This window comes from Gardnerella massiliensis (assembly GCF_003408845.1).
GTDB classification, from domain to species: Bacteria; Actinomycetota; Actinomycetes; order Actinomycetales; family Bifidobacteriaceae; genus Bifidobacterium; species Bifidobacterium vaginale_H.
Genome location: NZ_LRTV01000001.1, coordinates 56,401 through 74,101 on the forward strand (window position 1 = coordinate 56,401; position 17,701 = coordinate 74,101).

Consider the following 17,701-nt stretch of genomic DNA (forward strand, 5'->3'; position numbering starts at 1 on the left):
GTTTTGAGTAATAGCGATGGCAGAGCGTAAGAAAATTATTATTGATACAGATTGTGGTTCTGACGATGCTATGGCAATAGCGATGGCACTTAGGGATGAACGCTACGAAATACTTATGTTTTCTACAGTTGCTGGAAATGTGAGTATGCGGCAGGCTACGCTTAATACGCTTACTACTATCGAGTATGCTCAATCGTATGAGCCTCCGGTTTATTGCGGATGCAGCAATATGTTGTTAAGGGATCTTGCCTTTGCTCATGAAACTCATGGTCGAGACGGCATGGGAGATATAGGTTTAGTTCCGCACAGACTTACAGCTTCTCAAGGCAACGGTATTATTCGTATGCTTGATTTACTACGCAATAGTGACGATGGTGAGATTGATCTCATTACTTTAGGTCCGCTCACTAATATTGCGCTTGCGTTGCGTATGGATGAAGCAGCTATGCGTAAAATTGGTCGGTTGATTATTATGGGGTCGGCTGGCTTGGGCAGGGGTAATGTGACGCCGCTTGCCGAATTTAATATATGGCAGGATCCTGAGGCGGCAAAAATAGTTATTGAATCAGGTCTCCCTAATATTACGTTAGTTGGTTGGGATGCTTGTTTGGGAGATTGCATGCTCAATCCTCGAGAGATTGCTGAGATCCGGAATAGTGGGCCGTTGGGGAAATTTGTTATTGATTGTAATAGGGAACTTTTGCAGTTGAATATTGAGCGTTTTGGTGACGCTTATTTAGATATGGCAGATCCGTCGGCGGTAGCAGTTGCGTTGTCTCCGTCTTGTATAGAGGAGTGCGGAAGTTATTTTTGTGAAGTTGACGTTTCTCGCGGCCCCGGTTATGGCGCTGTTATTGTGGATGTGAATAATTGCGTTGGCAAGAATCCAAACGTTGCGGTATGTAGCAAATTAAACGCAACGCTTTATAAGCAATATATCTACAGTACGCTAGGTGTTTAAGTAATCTTAAGTAATCTTAAGTAACTTTAAACAATTAAGTACGCTAAACGAGCGTTGTAATACTATTCTCCCCAATCTGGGTCTATTTCTTCTGGCCTACGTCCGTAAAGTTCAGCAAGACGCTGTACCATTTCGTCTCGAATGGCATATTGAAGCTCGGCGCGACTGCTTACATGAGTGCACAGAGGAAGCCTATATAGCACAATACGAGGCGGTATTCCGCGACTTGCCGGAAAAACTTGAGACATAATTCTGCGATTATGTTCCCAAAGAACTGGTTGAGAAGGTGGCACGTCTTCTACCGCAACTTGAACATCTTTCATAAGCGACTTCCATGCGTTGTTCAGCCTTCTCATCTGAGCTGCAACCATTGCATCGAACATGCCACTAGCAGTGCGATACTGTGGAAGGCGTGTGCCAAATATAGGCGCTCTTAATCCTCTTCCGTGGCGATTTCTGTAGTGACGTTCCTCCCAAATTACACCTGTCATACTTACACTGTAAGGGAAGGCTAGGGCAAAAAATATGCTGTAACGCATATATCGGTGTGTGCAATATAAGCACGCTATGGAATACTAGATAGTGAGTGTCAATAAGTCAGGAGGAGCCGCAATGCTCAAGCCAATAGTGCATGATTGTAATGAATGCACTCTTGCTGAACGGATTGGTAGCTCATCTTTAATTGCGTTTGATTTAGATAATACGTTGGCTTGTTCCAGAAAGCCTATGCTTGACCCCATGGCGGAGGCTTTGAGCAATCTTATTAATGTAATTCCAGTTGCTATTGTAACCGGTGGTTGTCTATCGCTAGTGCAAAGTCAAGTGTTAGATAAACTTCTTCCTGGCACTCAACTTACTCGTTTGCATATTATGCCTACTAATGGTACGAGCTATTATCGCGTGCGCGACGATGCGTCGTTGCAATGTGTTTATGAGCATCGTATTAAATCTGAGCAGGCGGAGCACATTATTGCGGTTATAAAAGAATGTGCTCTACGCATGGGTTTATGGAAAGAACCTGGCGATTCAATGTTGTGGGGAGAGCAGATTGAGAATCGTGGGAGTCAAATTACTTTTTCCGCTTTAGGGCAACTTGCTCCAATTTCGTACAAAAAAGCTTGGGATCCTGCGGGTTCTCTCCAAACGCGGCTTCAAGAATGTGTTGCTCAAGCGCTGCCAGATTTTTCTGTGCGCGCGGGAGGCAACACAAGCATCGATGTATGCTGCCGTGGAGATGATAAAGCACACGCTTTGCATATGTTAGCTCAGTATTGCGGTTTTTCCGTAGAAAATATTACTTTTATTGGTGACAGAATGTACCCGGGTGGCAATGATTATCCGACTGCTTTTACTGGGGCGTTGGCAGTAAAAGTAGGTAATCCGGAGGATACTTTAGCGCTGTGTCTTGAGGTACTTGCTTATCTTCAGTAGTTTGTATTGCGGAAGATTTATCCACTTTTTGTCCACATTTTTTGCTTAGAAGTAGCTTTTAACCACAATGGTATTTTTTATTTTTAGAGCACTGTTGTGTGCTTGTATGCTTTTGATTATGGTTGGGAGACGCAAGGCGATAGGCCAAAATGATAAGCGGCTAGCAAACGTGGTATGGAGAGGGGGAACTGCATACCACGTAGCCGCTTTTCATTCTGCATTCAATTCATTCAATTCATTCACAAAGTCATTATCGAGTTATTTTGCTGATATTCCTTCTCGTATGCCTGGGTGGTATGTTGCGCATTGGCCTGATATTATGCGTGCAATATGGAATATGGTGTTGCCTCGGGGGTGTGCTGGCTGCGATGTTCCGGATGAGGTGCTTTGTAGTACTTGTTGTCGTGCTTTGCGTAGATGGCAACGTGTTCCATTCAAATCGGTAAAGTGTGGGTACCGTTATGCTTGTGGAATTTATGCCGGTACTGTTCGTACGGCAATATTGTCGTGGAAAGATCATCAAGATGTGGCATGTGACACTGTATTTTCGGATTTGATTGCTGATTTAGTAGTATGTGTGATGCGTGAGCTTGCGCAGATTTCCTTAGAGCCTAGAGTTGGAATTCGCATTGCACAAAGTAACAATGAAATAGTAAGTGATACTTGTATTTATGATTGGCAAAAGCCGATACTTGTTGTACCGTTGCCATCTTCTCGTGCTTCTATGCGTAAGCGTGGTCGCCAACACATGTTTCCTGTTGCGCAAGCTGTTGCCAAGGCATTATGTGTTGCGGGATTTCCGGCTTATGTAGCCAATATTGTTCGTATGGATGCTGCGGTTTCAGCAAAGTCTGTTCAAACAGCTAATGGTTCGCGTGGTCGTTCTCATCGTGCTGCGCACGCTTTTCGAGTTGACTATTGTGCGCTACCTAATCAATGTCTGTTGAGAAGTGAAGTTGGAGATGATTGCGGTAGTGCACTGCAAGTAATTCTTATTGATGATATTGTTACTACTGGTTCGACTATGAGTAGCTGCGCGAGTGTGTTACAGTGTGCTGGAGCAATTCCTGTTGCGGCTTTTTCTATCGCATGCGTGCCTTCTAAAGATGCGCGTGTGGGATGTCAGTCTGTTTCGTTGTAGTCCAACGGTAGTGTAATTTCAAAGTTTGGGCCGCGCTTATCGTCAACTACTTTTACTGTGCCGTGGTGCAAATTCGCCGCCCATCGTGCAATTGACAATCCTAAGCCCGTGCCGCCTGACTCGGTTCCTATGCCTTGGTTGCCTTTGACGAATCTGCGGAAAATATCTGCTCTTGCTTCTTTGGGGATTTGCGCTCCAAAATTGACGACGTTGCTTACAACGGTATGCTGACTATGATTGATATGTGCGTTGATAAGCACTTCTGTGCCATTGGCGGAGTGCTTGAGTGCATTTGCAATAACGTTGGTAAAAAGTTGCGAAAGTCGAGCGTAATCGCCGCATAAGTTGATAGTGTTATCGATATGAACTGTAATGCGGTGGTTGTGTCCTGCGTCTGCTATTTCCAAAGGTTCAATAATATCGTCAATAAATTCAGCAAGATTAAATGAAGTGATGGTAAGACTTTCAGCTCCAGCTTCAACGCGTGACAAATCAAGTAGAAAAGTAATAAGATCTGCGAGTTTGTGTGTCTGGTTTAGTATGGCTTCCATATTTGATGGTGTTGGTTCTACCACACCGTCAGCAAGATTTTCGAGCATTGCTTGCAGAGCAGACACGGGGGTGCGTAATTCGTGGCTTACGTTAGCTATTAACTCTCGCCGCATGTGATCTGCATGCTCGAGTTCCTCAGCCATTTCGTTAAACGCAGTGGTAAGTTTTCCTACTTCATCGCGCCGATTTTCCACGGCTACGCGAACGGAATAATCTCCTTCTGACATTGCTTCTGCAGCGTCTTTCATTTGACGCAATGGTGCTGTGAGTCCGCGTGAAAAAATGTAAGTAATACCAAGTGCTACAACCAAAGTTAGTGGCATTGCAATCCATCCGTTTAAGCCAGTTTTCAGTAAGAACCATGCCATTACGAATGCGATAGCAGTGGCGAAAACGATAATAATAGAAAGCTCAATTTTTAACGATGAGAAAAATCCGACAGGACGGTTGGGATAATTGTGTTGTTGCGATTTTTCTTGTGATTGCGTGTCCGGCTTGTCGTTGTGTTTTGTGAGCTTATGATTGGAATTATGCTGCGAGGACGGTGTAAAGGTTGGTGTAGTTGGTGTAGCAAACTCACGAGCGGTAGTGTCTGTGGGCTTAATGGCGTCTGATTCTTGGTTGTGTGCTGTGTTTGAAATCATAATGAGTTTTCTACAAAATAATTAAGCGAGTATCAGTGATTCATGGATAATAGCTGATTATTGTAACTGCGTGATATTGCCGCTGCTTATATTGGGCTGGAGTGGAGGAGTTCATTATTTTGCAACTTGTGATTGCAAAACGTGATCGTAATCGTTTAACGGCGGCTCAAATGCGTAGCCTATGCCGTGTACAGTACGAATCCACTCTGAACCGATTTTATGTCGCAGCGATTTAATGTGCGAATCGACGGTGCGAGTTCCAGAAGCATCTGGCCAATCCCACACTTCTTCGAGTAGTTTTTCACGCTTAAAAACAGTGTGCGGATTACGCGCAAGCGTAGCAAGCAAATCAAACTCAGTAGGCGTAAAATGTACCTCTTCATCATGAAGCGTCACTATTCGCTGCCGAGGCCTGATAACAAGCGCCCCAAAGTCCAATGCGCGTTCGTTCTCCAAGGTTTTGGCGATTTGCGCTGCACGTTCTACGCGACGAAGTAAAGCTGCGCAACGAGCTATTAGTTCGCGAGGAGAAAATGGCTTAGTCATATAATCGTCAGCTCCAGCGCTTAAGCCAACGATTTTATCGGCTTCTGCATCTCGAGCCGTGAGCATAAGAATAGGAACTGGTCTTTTCTCAATAATGCGCCGAGTAGCTTCGATGCCATCCATAATGGGAAGCATAATATCCATGATTATTAAATCAGGCTGTAGTTGTTCGGCAGCAGTAACAGCGGACGCCCCATCAGAAGCAACTCGTGCCCGCCATCCTTGTGCAGTGATGCGTTGTGCAATCGCTGTAGCAAGATCTGGCTCGTCTTCCACCACAAGGATGGTACGGGGGACACTGCTAACTGATGGAGCGTTCAGCATGTCTGGTAAAAACCTTTCAGTGTTGTACTGGCTTCAAGAATACTGCACCCAATGCTGGAACGGTAATTCTTGCAGAGTACGGGCGGGAATGATATTCTTCAGCAGCTGCCGTGAAGGTGCCGTTGTGGATATCAGATCCGCAATACTTGGCGTCGTCTGTAGTCAATATTTCTTCCCATTGACCACCCTTTGGCAATGCAACTTGATAATCCTGCCAAGCTTGGCCGGAGAAGTTCACTATCACAACGATTTCTTCACCATCATCGCCAATACGAACATAACTTAAGGTGTTGTGATCAGAATCGTCGCTGGTGAGCCACTGGAATCCATCTGGAGTAAAGTCTTGGCTCCAGAACGCACGAGAGCTCTTATATAGCGCGTTAAGATCCGCAACAAGCTTCTGTACTCCTTGGTGGAATGGCCACTGAAGCTCGTTCCAGTTGAGAGAAGTATTGAAGTTCCATTCGCTCGATTGGCCAATTTCACCACCCATGAACAGAAGGTTCTTTCCTGGATGAGACCACTGATAGGCGAGCAGTGCACGAAGTCCAGCAAACTGTTGCCATTCATCGCCTGGCATCTTGCCGAGCAAGGATCCCTTGCCGTACACAACTTCGTCGTGGCTCAATGGCAGTACATAGTGCTCGGAATAAGCGTACACCATGGAGAATGTGATTTCGTTGTGATGCCAACGACGATTAATTGGTTCTTCTTTAAGATACTGCAAAGTGTCGTGCATCCAGCCCATATTCCACTTCAAACCGAAGCCTAAGCCGCCCATGTCGGTTGGTGCGGTTACGCCTTGGTATGCAGTAGACTCCTCGGCAATCATCATGATGCCAGGATTATTCTTGTACGCTGTAGCATTTGCTTCCTTAATGAAGTCGATAGCTTCAAGATTCTCGCGTCCACCATAAATATTTGGTCTCCACTGGCCGTTCTCGCGGCTGTAATCCAAGTACAGCATCGAAGAAACAGCGTCAACGCGGAGAGCATCGACATGGTATTCGTTGAGCCAGAAGCAAGCATTAGCAACCAAGAAGTTGCGCACTTCATGACGCCCAAAGTTGAAGATGTAAGTACCCCAATCTGGATGTTCACCACGCATTGGATCTGGATCTTCATACAGAGCTGTGCCATCGAAGCGGCCCAAAGCGAAATCATCCTTAGGGAAGTGGGCTGGCACCCAATCCATAATTACACCAATGCCAGCTTTATGAAGCTTATCAACCAAATACTTGAAATCATCAGGGGAGCCGAGACGAGAATCTACAGCATAGTAACCTGTAACTTGGTAACCCCAGGATCCAGAGAATGGATATTGCGTAAGTGGCATAAACTCAACGTGAGTAAAGCCTTCTCTTTGCACATAATCAACAAGATGATCTGCAAGCTCACGATAGTTACCAAAATCGCGGTTCCAGCTGTTAGCCTGCACTTCGTAAATACTTATTGGACCATTGTGAGCGTCAGTCTTTGCTCTATGTTCCATCCAAGAAGTGTCATGCCACTTAAATTCAGAATCTACAACGATGGATCCAGTGTTAGGTGGCACTTCGTGCGAGCGCTCCATTGGATCAGCTTTCATAATCCAATTGCCGGACTGCGTGAGAATTTCAAACTTGTATACTTCGCCAGCAGTGACATCTGGAATAAACAGTTCCCAAATTCCGGAAGATCCGAGGGAACGCATGGCGTGACGACGGCCATTCCAATAGTTGAAGTTACCTACTACTCGCACTGCACGCGCATTAGGTGCCCACACAGAAAATGCGGTACCAGTTACTTTCTTCACCATCTTTCCGGTTTCTGGTGAAACAAGTCCCCATGAATCGGTAATCGTCTTAACGTGGGCGCCAAGTGCTTCCCAAAGGCGCTCGTGACGTCCCTCACCGAACAGGTACATGTCAAGTTCGCCAACTTGCGGCAAGTAACGGTATGGATCGTCGTCAGTCGATTCCGATCCGTCAATTTCAACAGTATAAATACGGTAACTTGGCACCGACCAAGTCTTAGCCTTAGCGTGTTTTACTGCAGGAATAACAGCGGTAAAAATACCGTTATATTCGTGCGTTGCTTCATATTCGCCACTCTTAGTAAGAATGACGACTTTCTTAGCCATAGGACGCAATACGCGGACTGTTACGGTATCGGCAAACTTGCCAGATCCAAGATGACCACCGAGAACCTCGTGTGGATTGTAATACTCTGCATTGCTCACCGCAGCTAATACGTCCTGACGGACTGGAACTGCGACTGCATCTTCATTGATGTTAGTAACTGTACTCATGTTGCCTATCATACATGCTTTATTGCCGTAAGTCGCGTGTGTTTCGCACTATTGTGAAAAAATTATGAAAGTTTTTTCAAGTCTTAGGCTTATGAGAGACTGTTATGAGTTTTTCTGTGTGTACGGAGGGTTCTGTGGAATATCAAGTCGGCGATATGGTCGTCTATCCTCGTCACGGTGCGGCTCGTGTTGAAGAAATAAGTGAACGCACTGTAAAGGGTGTAACTCGTCAGTATTTACGCTTAGTAGTGTTATCGTCGGATGGTCTGGAAATCAATGTGCCGGTCGATAACGTCAAAAAAGTAGGCGTACGCGACATTGTTGGTGCTCAAGAAGTTGCGAAAGTGTTTGAAATTTTGCGCACACCAATAATTGAAAAAGAAATGAACTGGTCGCGTCGCTATAAGTTAAACGTTGAAAAAATTGCTACGGGTGACGTTAATAATATTGCGCAGGTTGTCCGAGACTTGTCACAGCGAGACGTGGATGAACACGGATTATCTGCCGGCGAAAAGCGTATGCTTGCTCGCGCACGCAGCATTTTAATTTCTGAAATTGCTTTGTCTGAAAAGATTGATGAGCAGGAAGCTGAGCGTCTTCTCGATGTAAATCTTGGCTATAAAGATCCGCAGCCAGGTGACGAGCATCACCATACTGTTGCTCCTGAAGAACCTGCCGATCAGACCTTGGCTTTGCTTGAAGAGCGGAACAAGAAGTCTAAGAAAAAGTAGTCCGCAAGCAGCATGCACTGTGACAGCATATACTGCTCTAACTGCTGTTGTCATAAATTGTTCAATTAGTTTTGACATGTGAACTGTACGTATAAAAAATCTCCTGCATATTCTGCAGGAGATTTTTTCATGTCTAGGTGTCTTTATTGCTTACTTGCCTGGGTCCTGTTGACCTTCATGAGAGTCCTTAGGATTCGTGTTTTCAACTACGCGAGGCTTTTCAGTAATAGGCTTTTTAGTGTTTTCTTGGTCCTCATTCTTACGCATTGCTTTGGTTTCTTCTAACGCGTTATGAATGTCGTCGCAAATTTTCATAATCCACTGATTGAGAGTATTCGCGTATTTTGGCATTAATTCGCTGACGCGTACTGTGGCAGTGTAGCTTCTTCCCGCTATACCGTTGAGGAAATTAAGCGTATCGTTTCCTTGCTGACTATTGCCAATAAGTATGTCGATTCCGCGTTCTTCAATAAGTTTTTGGAATGCTTCGATACTTGAACGTTGCGGGTCAGTATTGTTACTTACCGCTTCTGCATATTCTTTAGGAGTGCTGCTTTTTAAATTCAAATCCGACATAAGCCAGAAAAGAATAGGTGAAGTTTCAGCATACTTTACATTGCCATTTTCTTTCGCAAAGTTTTGCAGGAAAGTAGTAAGTTTCTTTTCGTTCTTTTGCCAATTCGCTAAACGTTGTGCAAAAGCGCGCTTTTTAGAAGGCTGAATTCTCGAAAAAGTATCTGCCATAGAAGAAGCCATAGCTTCTCTTGCGTCATGGGAAAACCAAAGATATGGATTATCTCCGTTTAATGCGCCTACCGTTGCGGCAGCACTGATAACTTCAGCTTTCTTAGGGCGAATTTTATTAGCCCAATCATCGTAGCCAGCTCCGTTGGTAACCATAACTTGCGCGTTTTGTATTTTTTGTAAGTCTCGAGAGCGAGGTTTGAAAGAGGAGGTATCTGCAGTGGCTCCTGTCATAAGGGAAGTGACTTTAATATCGTTGCCGCCGATTTCTCGAGCTAAGCTGCCCCATGTGTCAACTGTGGAGATAACAGTAATATGTGGAGCTGCCGATGGAGTTTTTACTTGAGGTTTTGATTCTGGTTGACCGCAAGCGGCAAAACCTAATACTATTGCAGCCGCCATGAAGCATACTGAAGCAGTTTTGCTGATTTTTTTCATGGCATGAATGATGGTACGCATCGCTGTGATTCCTCCCGTGTTAAACGATGTGTCGGCGCTCGCATACAGTGCAGCTCGACTCCTACTGATCACATACTTCCATACTTCACGATAGCCTATCCTTACGAATTGTGCGAGTTGGGAGGAACGATTCATGACTGTAGTGCTCGATGGCAGTACATTGGCTAGTAAGATTAAAAAAGATTTGGCTAAGCGTGTAGCAGAATTACGCGAACGTGGCATGGAACCGGGATTAGGTACATTATTGGTTGGTGAAGATCCAGGTTCGGTAAAGTATGTTGCCGGAAAACACAAGGATTGTGAGGAAGTTGGGATTCGATCTATTCGTTGTGAGTTGCCAGATACCGCTAGTGAAGCGGATATTTTGCAGGCTATAGACAAGCTCAATAACGATCCTTCGTGCACGGGTTTTATTGTTCAGTTGCCTTTACCTAAAAATGTGAATTTTCAAAAAGTGATTGCTGCTATCGATCCGTTGAAGGATTGCGATGGCATGCACCCGTATAACTTGGGTGAGTTGGTGACGCATGTTTCTGGGGATATTACAACTCCATTGCCTTGCACACCTAGAGGAATCTTAGCTTTGCTTGACGAATATAATATTGATCTTTCTGGGAAAGAAGTTTGTGTTTTAGGTCGTGGCATAACAGTTGGAAGAACTATTGGTCTTCTTCTTACGCGAAGAGGAGTGGATGCTACTGTCACGTTGTGTCATACTCGTACGCACAATGTGCAAGAGATTATGCGTCGTTCTGACGTTATTATTGCAGCAATGGGTTGCGCTGGTTTTGTAAAGCCAGAGGATGTCAAGCCTGGTGCAGTGCTTGTCGACGTTGGCGTATCTCGAGTTTTTGATGAGGAAGCTGGCAGGTATCGCGTAAAGGGCGATGTTGATCCGGCTTGTCGTGAAATTGCTGGGGCGTATTCTCCAAACCCGGGCGGGGTAGGACCTATGACTCGCTCGATGCTTCTGGCGAATGTTGTTGATATGGCTGAGAGAGCACTTGATAAGCAATGAGTGCGACACGCCCGAAGTAAAACGGTAATTTTGGCTATGCCTGTATATAACATTGACAGAGCGCGTGTATAGTGCATGCGCAAGAATAAACGCATAATTTAATATCGAGTAATATCCACCCCAAGAAGAAACCACTAATAAATAATGGCAGAGAATAATAACGAAGTCGCCAAGGTTGCGATTAATGATATTGGCACCGAAGAAGACTTCATCAAGGCAGTCGATTCAACCATCAAGAATTTTGATGATGGTGATTTAGTTGAAGGTACCGTCGTAAAGATTGATCACGACGAAGTATTGTTGGACATCGGCTACAAGACTGAAGGTGTAATTCCTTCCCGTGAACTTTCCATCAAGAAAGACGTTGATCCAGATGACGTTGTCGAAGTTGGCGACACCATCGAAGCCCTTGTTGTCACTAAGGAAGACAAGGAAGGACGTCTTATTCTCTCCAAGAAGCGTGCACAGTATGAGCGTGCTTGGGGCGATATCGAGAAGATTAAGGATGCTGACGGTATTGTTGAAGGTACCGTTATTGAGGCTGTTAAGGGTGGCTTGATTGTTGACATCGGTCTTCGTGGCTTCCTCCCAGCTTCCTTGGTTGAGATGCGTCGCGTTCGTGATCTCTCTCCATACATCGGCCAGAAGATTAAGGCTAAGATTCTCGAGCTCGATAAGAACCGCAACAATGTTGTGCTTTCTCGTCGTCAGTTCCTTGAGGAAACCCAGTCTGAAGTTCGTGAGACCTTCCTTTCGCAGCTTAAGAAGGGTCAGATTCGTGAAGGCGTTGTGTCTTCTATCGTGAACTTCGGTGCATTTGTTGATCTCGGCGGTGTTGACGGTCTCATTCACGTGTCTGAGCTTTCTTGGAAGCACATCGATCACCCATCTGAGGTTGTTAAGGTTGGCGATAAGGTTACCGTTGAAGTTCTCGACGTTGATCTCGATCGCGAACGTATTTCCCTTTCCCTTAAGGCAACTCAGGAAGATCCATGGCAGCGCTTCGCTCGCACCCATGTTCCTGGACAGGTTGTTAAGGGCAAGGTCACCAAGATCGTTCAGTTCGGTGTGTTCATCTCCGTTGAAGACGGCATTGAGGGCTTGGTTCACATTTCTGAGCTTGCAAACCGTCACGTAGAGAATCCAGAAACTGTTGTTAAGGCTAACGAAGAAGTATTCGTGAAGGTTATCGACGTAGATCTCGATCGTCGTCGCATTTCCCTCTCCTTGAAGCAAGCTACTGAAGCTGTTGATCCAAATTCTGAAGATTTCGATCCAGCTCTCTACGGCATGCCAGCTGAATATGATGCTGAAGGCAACTACAAGTACCCAGAAGGCTTCGATCCAAACACTAATGAGTGGATGGCTGGCTACGAGCAGCAGCGCGAAGAGTGGGAAGCTCAGTATGCTGCAGCTCACGAGCTTTGGGAAGAGCACAAGGCATTCGCTGCTAAGGAACTTGCAGCTGCAGCTGAATCTGCTGCTGCTGATGGCCAGAGCGAAGAAGCCGAAAAGAAGCCAGCTAAGGAAGAAAAGAAGGAAGAAGTTGCTTCCAACTATTCTTCTGAAGCATCTAACGAAGGTGCTTTAGCTGATTCCGATCAGCTTGCAGCTTTGCGCGAACAGCTTTTGAGCGAAAAGAAGTAGGTTCTACTTTCTACTAGAACCTTATTAACAATTGCCCTGATGAGTGATCATCGGGGCAATTTTGTTTATGTTTGACTACTATTTTGAGTATGTTTTACGAGTATTTTTGTGACTCAAGTTTTGTAATTAAATATAGGTACAATTAATTTTCTTTTAAGAATCATGATTATATGATGCTTTTAAACATTAATCATAATTATTAAAAGGATTGGTGAAGATTATGAGCACGTTTGACAACAATCAGAAAAATGCTCAGTTCCCTTCGTACGATGGGAATAGTTCGGAGAACATTAAAGCAACTTTAGTAAGTTCGCGCAATAAAATTGTTGCAGGTTTGCTAGCAATTTTCTTAGGATCTTTAGGTATCCACAATTTTTACCTTGGTTTTAAAGGCAAGGCTATTGCCCAATTGTTGATTTCTGTTCTTTCTATTGGTTTGCTTGCAGGTATTTCGATTATATGGTCATGTGTTGAAGGCATTTTGATTCTTTGCTCAAAGCCTGGAACTAAGTGGCATAAGGATGCTGATGGTGCTGAGTTAAAAGACTAATTTTACGATTATTATTTAGTGTATAGTGCCTCGGTAATTAGTTACTGGGGCATTACTTATAATTTATATATGACAATGATGCGGATTGCTGTAACGGGCGGAATTGCAGCTGGGAAATCTACTGTAGTGAACCATTTGCGAAATCTAGGTGCGTTTATTATAGATTACGATGTTTTAGCGCGTAAAGTAGTGGAACCAGGAAGCGCAGTATTGCAGCAAATAGTAGACATTTTTGGGGAAAGTGCCGTTAAGAATGATGGTTCATTAAATCGTGCGTTTATTGCAGAGCATATTTTTGGCGATGATGATGTGCATAAGCAAGCGTTAAGTAAGATTGAGTCTATAATTCATCCTGCTATTTATGATTTAGCGAAGACTTTAGAAAGTGAATATGTTAATAAAATTTCTGAAGAAAATTGCAATATATTAGGTAGCATGAGTTCAGTTATTGTGCACGATATTCCTCTTCTTGCGCAAGTAATTGACAGCATTCCATTTAGTTTTGACCATATTATTACAGTTGAAGCGCCTAAAGATGTTCGCATTGCGCGAATGATAAACGAGCGCAAAATGAGCCAGAATCAGGCGGAGCAGCGCATAAATAATCAAGTTGAAGAGATTATGCGAAGGAAAATCGCGGATTTTGTAGTTGATTCAACTAAACCAATGGAATCTATGCTTGACAGCGTTGATGATACGTTACAATCATGGTTGCGCGAAATAAACGATAAAAGCGCTGAAATGGCGAAATTGGGGAAGTAAAAAACTAGGGAAGTAAATAATCATGTCGAATAAAATTCAGCGCACAAACAAGCCTTTTGTAGTAAAAGCGCCATACAAGCCTTCTGGAGACCAGCCGCAAGCAATCGACGAGCTGGCAAATCGCATTGAAAACGGCGAAAACGATGTTGTTTTAATGGGTGCTACGGGAACTGGTAAAACTGCTACAACAGCTTGGCTTATTGAGCGTTTGCAACGGCCGACGCTTATTATTGAACCGAATAAAACTTTGGCAGCTCAGCTTTGTGCGGAGTTCCGTGAGCTGATGCCAGATAATGCTGTGAGCTATTTTGTGTCTTATTACGACTACTATCAGCCGGAAGCGTATATTCCGCAAACAGACACGTATATTGAAAAAGACTCGAATATTAACGATGATGTTGAGCGTCTTCGTCACGCTGCTACAGCGAATTTGCTTACGCGACGGGATTGCGTTGTTGTTGCTACAGTTTCTTGTATTTATGGACTTGGTACTCCGGAGGAGTATGCCGAGCGAATGCTTATGTTAAGCGTTGGTGAGCAGCTTGAGCGGGACGATTTATTGCGTCAATTTGTGAGCATGCAATACAAGCGCAATGACATTGCTTTTACGCGTGGAACTTTTAGAGTGCGCGGTGACACAGTTGAGATTATTCCAGTGTATGAGGAATTAGCTGTGAGAATTGAGTTCTTCGGTGACGAAATCGACAGAATTGCCATGCTGCATCCGCTTACAGGAGAAGTAATTCGCAAGGAGAGTAGTGTCCATATTTTCCCAGCGTCGCATTATATTGCAGGGCCGGAGCGCATGGAGCGCGCGTTAGAGGCGATTGAGAAAGAGCGCGACGAAAGGGTAGCGCAACTTAAAAAGCAGAATAAATTGCTGGAAGCTCAGCGTTTGGAAATGCGAACTACGTACGATTTGGAAATGTTGCGTCAGGTTGGAGTTTGCCCAGGAGTGGAGAATTATTCGAGGCATTTTGACGGCCGCGATGCAGGCACGCCTCCGCATACTTTGCTTGACTTTTTCCCAGACGATTTTTTGCTAGTTTTGGACGAATCGCATGTAACAGTGCCGCAAATCGGAGCTATGTATGAGGGAGATGCTTCGCGTAAAAGAACGCTTGTAGAGCATGGCTTTAGGCTTCCTTCTGCAATGGATAATCGTCCGTTAAAGTGGAAGGAATTTTTGGAGCGCGTTGGTCAAACCGTGTATCTTTCTGCAACGCCTGGAGATTACGAGCTTGGACTTTCGGATGGTGTAGTTGAGCAGATTATTAGGCCAACCGGTTTGCTTGACCCTAAGATTGAGGTTCGCCCTGTGGAAGGCCAGGTTGACGATTTGCTTGCGGAGATCAAGGCGCGAGTGGCAAAAGATGAGCGTGTGCTTGTTACTACGCTTACCAAGAAAATGGCGGAAGACTTAACTGATTACTTCCTTGAGCTTGGTATTAAAGTTGAGTACTTGCATTCGGATGTTGATACTTTGCGCAGAGTGGAGCTTTTGCGCGAGCTTCGCGAAGGCAAAATTGATGTGATTGTTGGCATTAATTTGCTTCGTGAGGGTTTGGATTTGCCGGAAGTTTCGCTTGTTGCGATTTTGGATGCAGATAAGGAAGGCTTCTTAAGATCTTACCGTTCGCTTATTCAAACGATTGGTCGCGCTGCTCGTAACGTTTCTGGAACTGTGCTTATGTATGCGGATACTGTTACGGATGCTATGAGTAAGGCGATTAGTGAGACAGAGCGTCGACGCGAAAAGCAAATAGCGTATAACAAAGCGCATGGAATTGATCCTAAGCCTTTGCGAAAGAAGATTAGTGATGTGAACGACATGCTTGCTAAGGAAGATGTTGATACGCAAACTTTGCTAGCAGGCGGTTACAGAAATGCTAATAAGGCCGGTAACTCGCATTATGGCGTGCCAAAAGAGCCGAATCTTGGGCGGGTAAGTAAAGAAAAGCGTATGGCGAATATTTCCGAACTTCCGCAGGATGAGATTATGTCGCTGATTAAAAATTTGAGCGATCAAATGCATGTTGCTGCTGAGCAACTGCAGTTTGAGTTGGCTGCTCGTCTACGAGACGAAATACGCGATCTAAAGAAAGAGTTGCGTCAAATGGATGAGGCTAATAAGTGAGCGTAATAAGTAAGCTAATAAATGATCGTTGCAAATAAATAATCGTGCGTTAATCGCAGCACATAAATCCCATAAATTAAGGCGAGTACTTTATAGTAATCAATGTGCTCGCCCTAATTTCTACTTTTTACAAGTTTCTTTAATAACTGTTATCTTTGTGGGTTTATATCACCTGTATGCGTGTGCGAGTGGTCTTCTTGTTTTGTAATTGTTTCTAACATGGTGTGGAGTATCGATAGGTTTTTTAGAGTTCGAGTACATTGTTAAATATATGCTGAAAAGCGTTGGTGCTACTATGAGAATGACTGGTAGTATTCCGCCTTTGAACGCGCATGAGAGAGTGATAAGAACTATTGAGAATATTATTTCTTGAATGTTCATTCGTAATGATTCAACTAGCGTAATATGTTGCGTTGTTTTTGGTGTGACAACAAATACGGCTTTTCTTCCTGTAAGTGCTAGGAATGATGATTTCATTGACACGTAAAGCATTGAACCGTACAAGCAGAAAGTAAAAAGCATGTAGTGTAGTAAATGTTTGATAGATACTTTACCAAGCCAGAAGAATACGTCGTTTAGCATCGGTGCCATGAAAAATATTACGGTTGGTACAAGTAGCCATGCTGGATAATGTAAATCGTAGTGCAGTGCTGGGAAGAATATGATATTCATTGCTACATAGCATGTGAAAAGTGATGTTAATGGCAGGTTGTAGGTAAACAGGAAAATATCTAGTTTTTCAAACCATCGCATTTTAGATGTAAAAATGCGTTTAGTGTAGCATTTCATGAACTCGAAATTACCTTGCGTCCATTTACTATGTCGTTTCTTAAAAGCTAGATAGTCAATCGGATATTGTTCCTCGCATGTTATGTTCGGTGCGAAAGCAACATAGTATCCTTTACTGCGTGCTTCGATTGATAAGCATAAGTCTTCAGCAACAACTTCTGGTAATCCATCTACTGCTTCGTAGCATTCTCGACTTACCATCGCGCCATGCCCTAGTAGAGACATGAAACCATAGTGATGTTTCATTGTTTGGTACACAGGCCAGTGACTGTTCACTCCAATGTGTAGTAGGTGCATAAAGCGGTTAATGTTACGTGTTGCTACGTGATTGCATTGCACAATTCCAGCGTTTTTAAAGTATTGGAAGTATTGCAAGCATCGAATAATAAAATCTGAAGGGATGATTTCATCACTGTCGAGAATAACAAAGTAATCGTAGTCGGTTCGTCCGTGTAAATAGTTGTTGAGATTTCCTGCTTTGAATCCTTTTCTATTTTCGCGGCGTACTACTTCTACATTATGTTCTTTAGCATATTCGTCTACTTTGTTTTTGTAATTAGGGTTACTAGAATCATCGAGGATGATTGTTTTGACTGATCCGGCGTACTTTTGTTTTAAGCATTGCGTGAGTGAGTCACCTTCGAAATCGTTGCAAGTACAGTAGAGCATTACGATACGCTTGTTTGCTGGTATTGGCATGCAAGAGACTTTTTGAACGTATTGTGTAATGGATTTTTTATGCGGGTAGAACCATAGTACGTAGATTATATCTTTAGTGCCGTTTAGCCAGAAGTAGATTATGAAGATTGCGTTTAATGCTATGAGAATATCTAGCGTAGTGTTTCTTGTTCCAGAAAAAACGTATTCTCTAATAGCGAATGGTGTAAAGATTAAGAATAGTAGTAACCATGTTATGAGAATAGTTACGTATAGTGATGCTCTTTTTAACATGGGAAAAAGTCTAGGGGGGGGGGG

The 17,701-nt window shown here is 43.9% G+C and carries 15 protein-coding genes; 9 read left to right on the forward strand and 6 right to left on the reverse strand.

The features are described 5' to 3' along the window. Nucleotides 1–16 precede the first annotated feature (16 nt). On the forward strand, nt 17–961 hold the full coding sequence (locus AXE77_RS00220) for a nucleoside hydrolase (protein WP_116711585.1): 945 nt from the start codon (nt 17–19) through the stop codon (nt 959–961). Nucleotides 962–1,023: 62 nt separating this feature from the next. On the opposite strand, the gene AXE77_RS00225 is transcribed toward AXE77_RS00220, so the two are convergent. Then, entirely contained in the window at nt 1,024–1,452 is a 429-nt protein-coding gene (locus tag AXE77_RS00225; protein ID WP_116711586.1) for a metallopeptidase family protein, read from the reverse strand. Nucleotides 1,453–1,573: 121 nt separating this feature from the next. Between AXE77_RS00225 and AXE77_RS00230 the strand changes: the two genes are divergently transcribed. Both AXE77_RS00230 and AXE77_RS00235 read left to right on the forward strand, forming a co-directional pair. Beyond that, nucleotides 1,574–2,392, forward strand: coding sequence for an HAD-IIB family hydrolase (locus tag AXE77_RS00230; protein ID WP_116711587.1), 819 nt, complete (start codon nt 1,574–1,576; stop codon nt 2,390–2,392). Nucleotides 2,393–2,675: 283 nt separating this feature from the next. Next, entirely contained in the window at nt 2,676–3,533 is an 858-nt protein-coding gene (locus tag AXE77_RS00235; RefSeq protein ID WP_240612602.1) for a ComF family protein, read from the forward strand. Here AXE77_RS00235 and AXE77_RS00240 read toward each other — a convergent pair. From AXE77_RS00240 to glgB, 3 genes are all read right to left on the reverse strand, one after another. After that, on the reverse strand, nt 3,515–4,729 hold the full coding sequence (locus AXE77_RS00240; protein ID WP_116711588.1) for a sensor histidine kinase: 1,215 nt from the start codon (nt 4,727–4,729) through the stop codon (nt 3,515–3,517). The two genes, AXE77_RS00235 and AXE77_RS00240, sit on opposite strands and share 19 nt — an antisense overlap. Before the next feature lie 114 nt (nt 4,730–4,843). Beyond that, the gene (locus AXE77_RS00245; protein ID WP_116711589.1) at nt 4,844–5,599 is read right to left on the reverse strand and encodes a response regulator transcription factor; all 756 of its coding nucleotides are present in this window, start codon (nt 5,597–5,599) and stop codon (nt 4,844–4,846) included. A 16-nt stretch (nt 5,600–5,615) separates the two neighbouring features. Then, nucleotides 5,616–7,889 carry a 1,4-alpha-glucan branching protein GlgB gene (gene glgB, locus AXE77_RS00250; RefSeq protein WP_165846006.1) on the reverse strand — a complete coding sequence of 758 codons (2,274 nt, stop codon included), beginning with the start codon at nt 7,887–7,889 and terminating at the stop codon, nt 5,616–5,618. 134 nt (nt 7,890–8,023) lie between these two features. Between glgB and AXE77_RS00255 the strand changes: the two genes are divergently transcribed. Further along, a complete protein-coding gene (locus AXE77_RS00255; protein WP_205727502.1) occupies nt 8,024–8,620 on the forward strand; it encodes a CarD family transcriptional regulator in 597 nt (198 codons plus the stop codon). A gap of 150 nt (nt 8,621–8,770) precedes the next feature. Here AXE77_RS00255 and AXE77_RS00260 read toward each other — a convergent pair whose 3' ends face one another. Next, on the reverse strand, nt 8,771–9,823 hold the full coding sequence (locus tag AXE77_RS00260; protein WP_116711592.1) for a metal ABC transporter solute-binding protein, Zn/Mn family: 1,053 nt from the start codon (nt 9,821–9,823) through the stop codon (nt 8,771–8,773). Nucleotides 9,824–9,956: 133 nt separating this feature from the next. On the opposite strand from AXE77_RS00260, the gene AXE77_RS00265 reads away from it, so the two are divergent. The 5 genes from AXE77_RS00265 to uvrB all read left to right on the forward strand — a co-directional run bounded on the left by AXE77_RS00265 (nt 9,957) and on the right by uvrB (nt 15,937). After that, nucleotides 9,957–10,841, forward strand: a complete 885-nt coding sequence (locus AXE77_RS00265; protein WP_116711593.1) for a bifunctional methylenetetrahydrofolate dehydrogenase/methenyltetrahydrofolate cyclohydrolase — start codon at nt 9,957–9,959, stop codon at nt 10,839–10,841. A gap of 144 nt (nt 10,842–10,985) precedes the next feature. Further along, the gene (gene rpsA, locus AXE77_RS00270) at nt 10,986–12,488 is read left to right on the forward strand and encodes a 30S ribosomal protein S1 (protein ID WP_004135961.1); all 1,503 of its coding nucleotides are present in this window, start codon (nt 10,986–10,988) and stop codon (nt 12,486–12,488) included. 220 nt (nt 12,489–12,708) lie between these two features. After that, the gene (locus tag AXE77_RS00275) at nt 12,709–13,038 is read left to right on the forward strand and encodes a TM2 domain-containing protein (protein WP_116711594.1); all 330 of its coding nucleotides are present in this window, start codon (nt 12,709–12,711) and stop codon (nt 13,036–13,038) included. Between the two features lie 69 nt (nt 13,039–13,107). Then, a complete protein-coding gene (gene coaE, locus AXE77_RS00280; RefSeq protein ID WP_116711595.1) occupies nt 13,108–13,800 on the forward strand; it encodes a dephospho-CoA kinase in 693 nt (230 codons plus the stop codon). A 22-nt stretch (nt 13,801–13,822) separates the two neighbouring features. Continuing rightward, complete coding sequence (gene uvrB, locus AXE77_RS00285) at nt 13,823–15,937, forward strand: excinuclease ABC subunit UvrB (RefSeq protein ID WP_116711596.1); 2,115 nt, start codon at nt 13,823–13,825, stop codon at nt 15,935–15,937. A 168-nt stretch (nt 15,938–16,105) separates the two neighbouring features. Here uvrB and AXE77_RS00290 read toward each other — a convergent pair whose 3' ends face one another. Continuing rightward, nucleotides 16,106–17,425 carry a glycosyltransferase family 2 protein gene (locus AXE77_RS00290; RefSeq protein WP_116711597.1) on the reverse strand — a complete coding sequence of 440 codons (1,320 nt, stop codon included), beginning with the start codon at nt 17,423–17,425 and terminating at the stop codon, nt 16,106–16,108. Between the last annotated feature and the right edge of the window lie 276 nt (nt 17,426–17,701).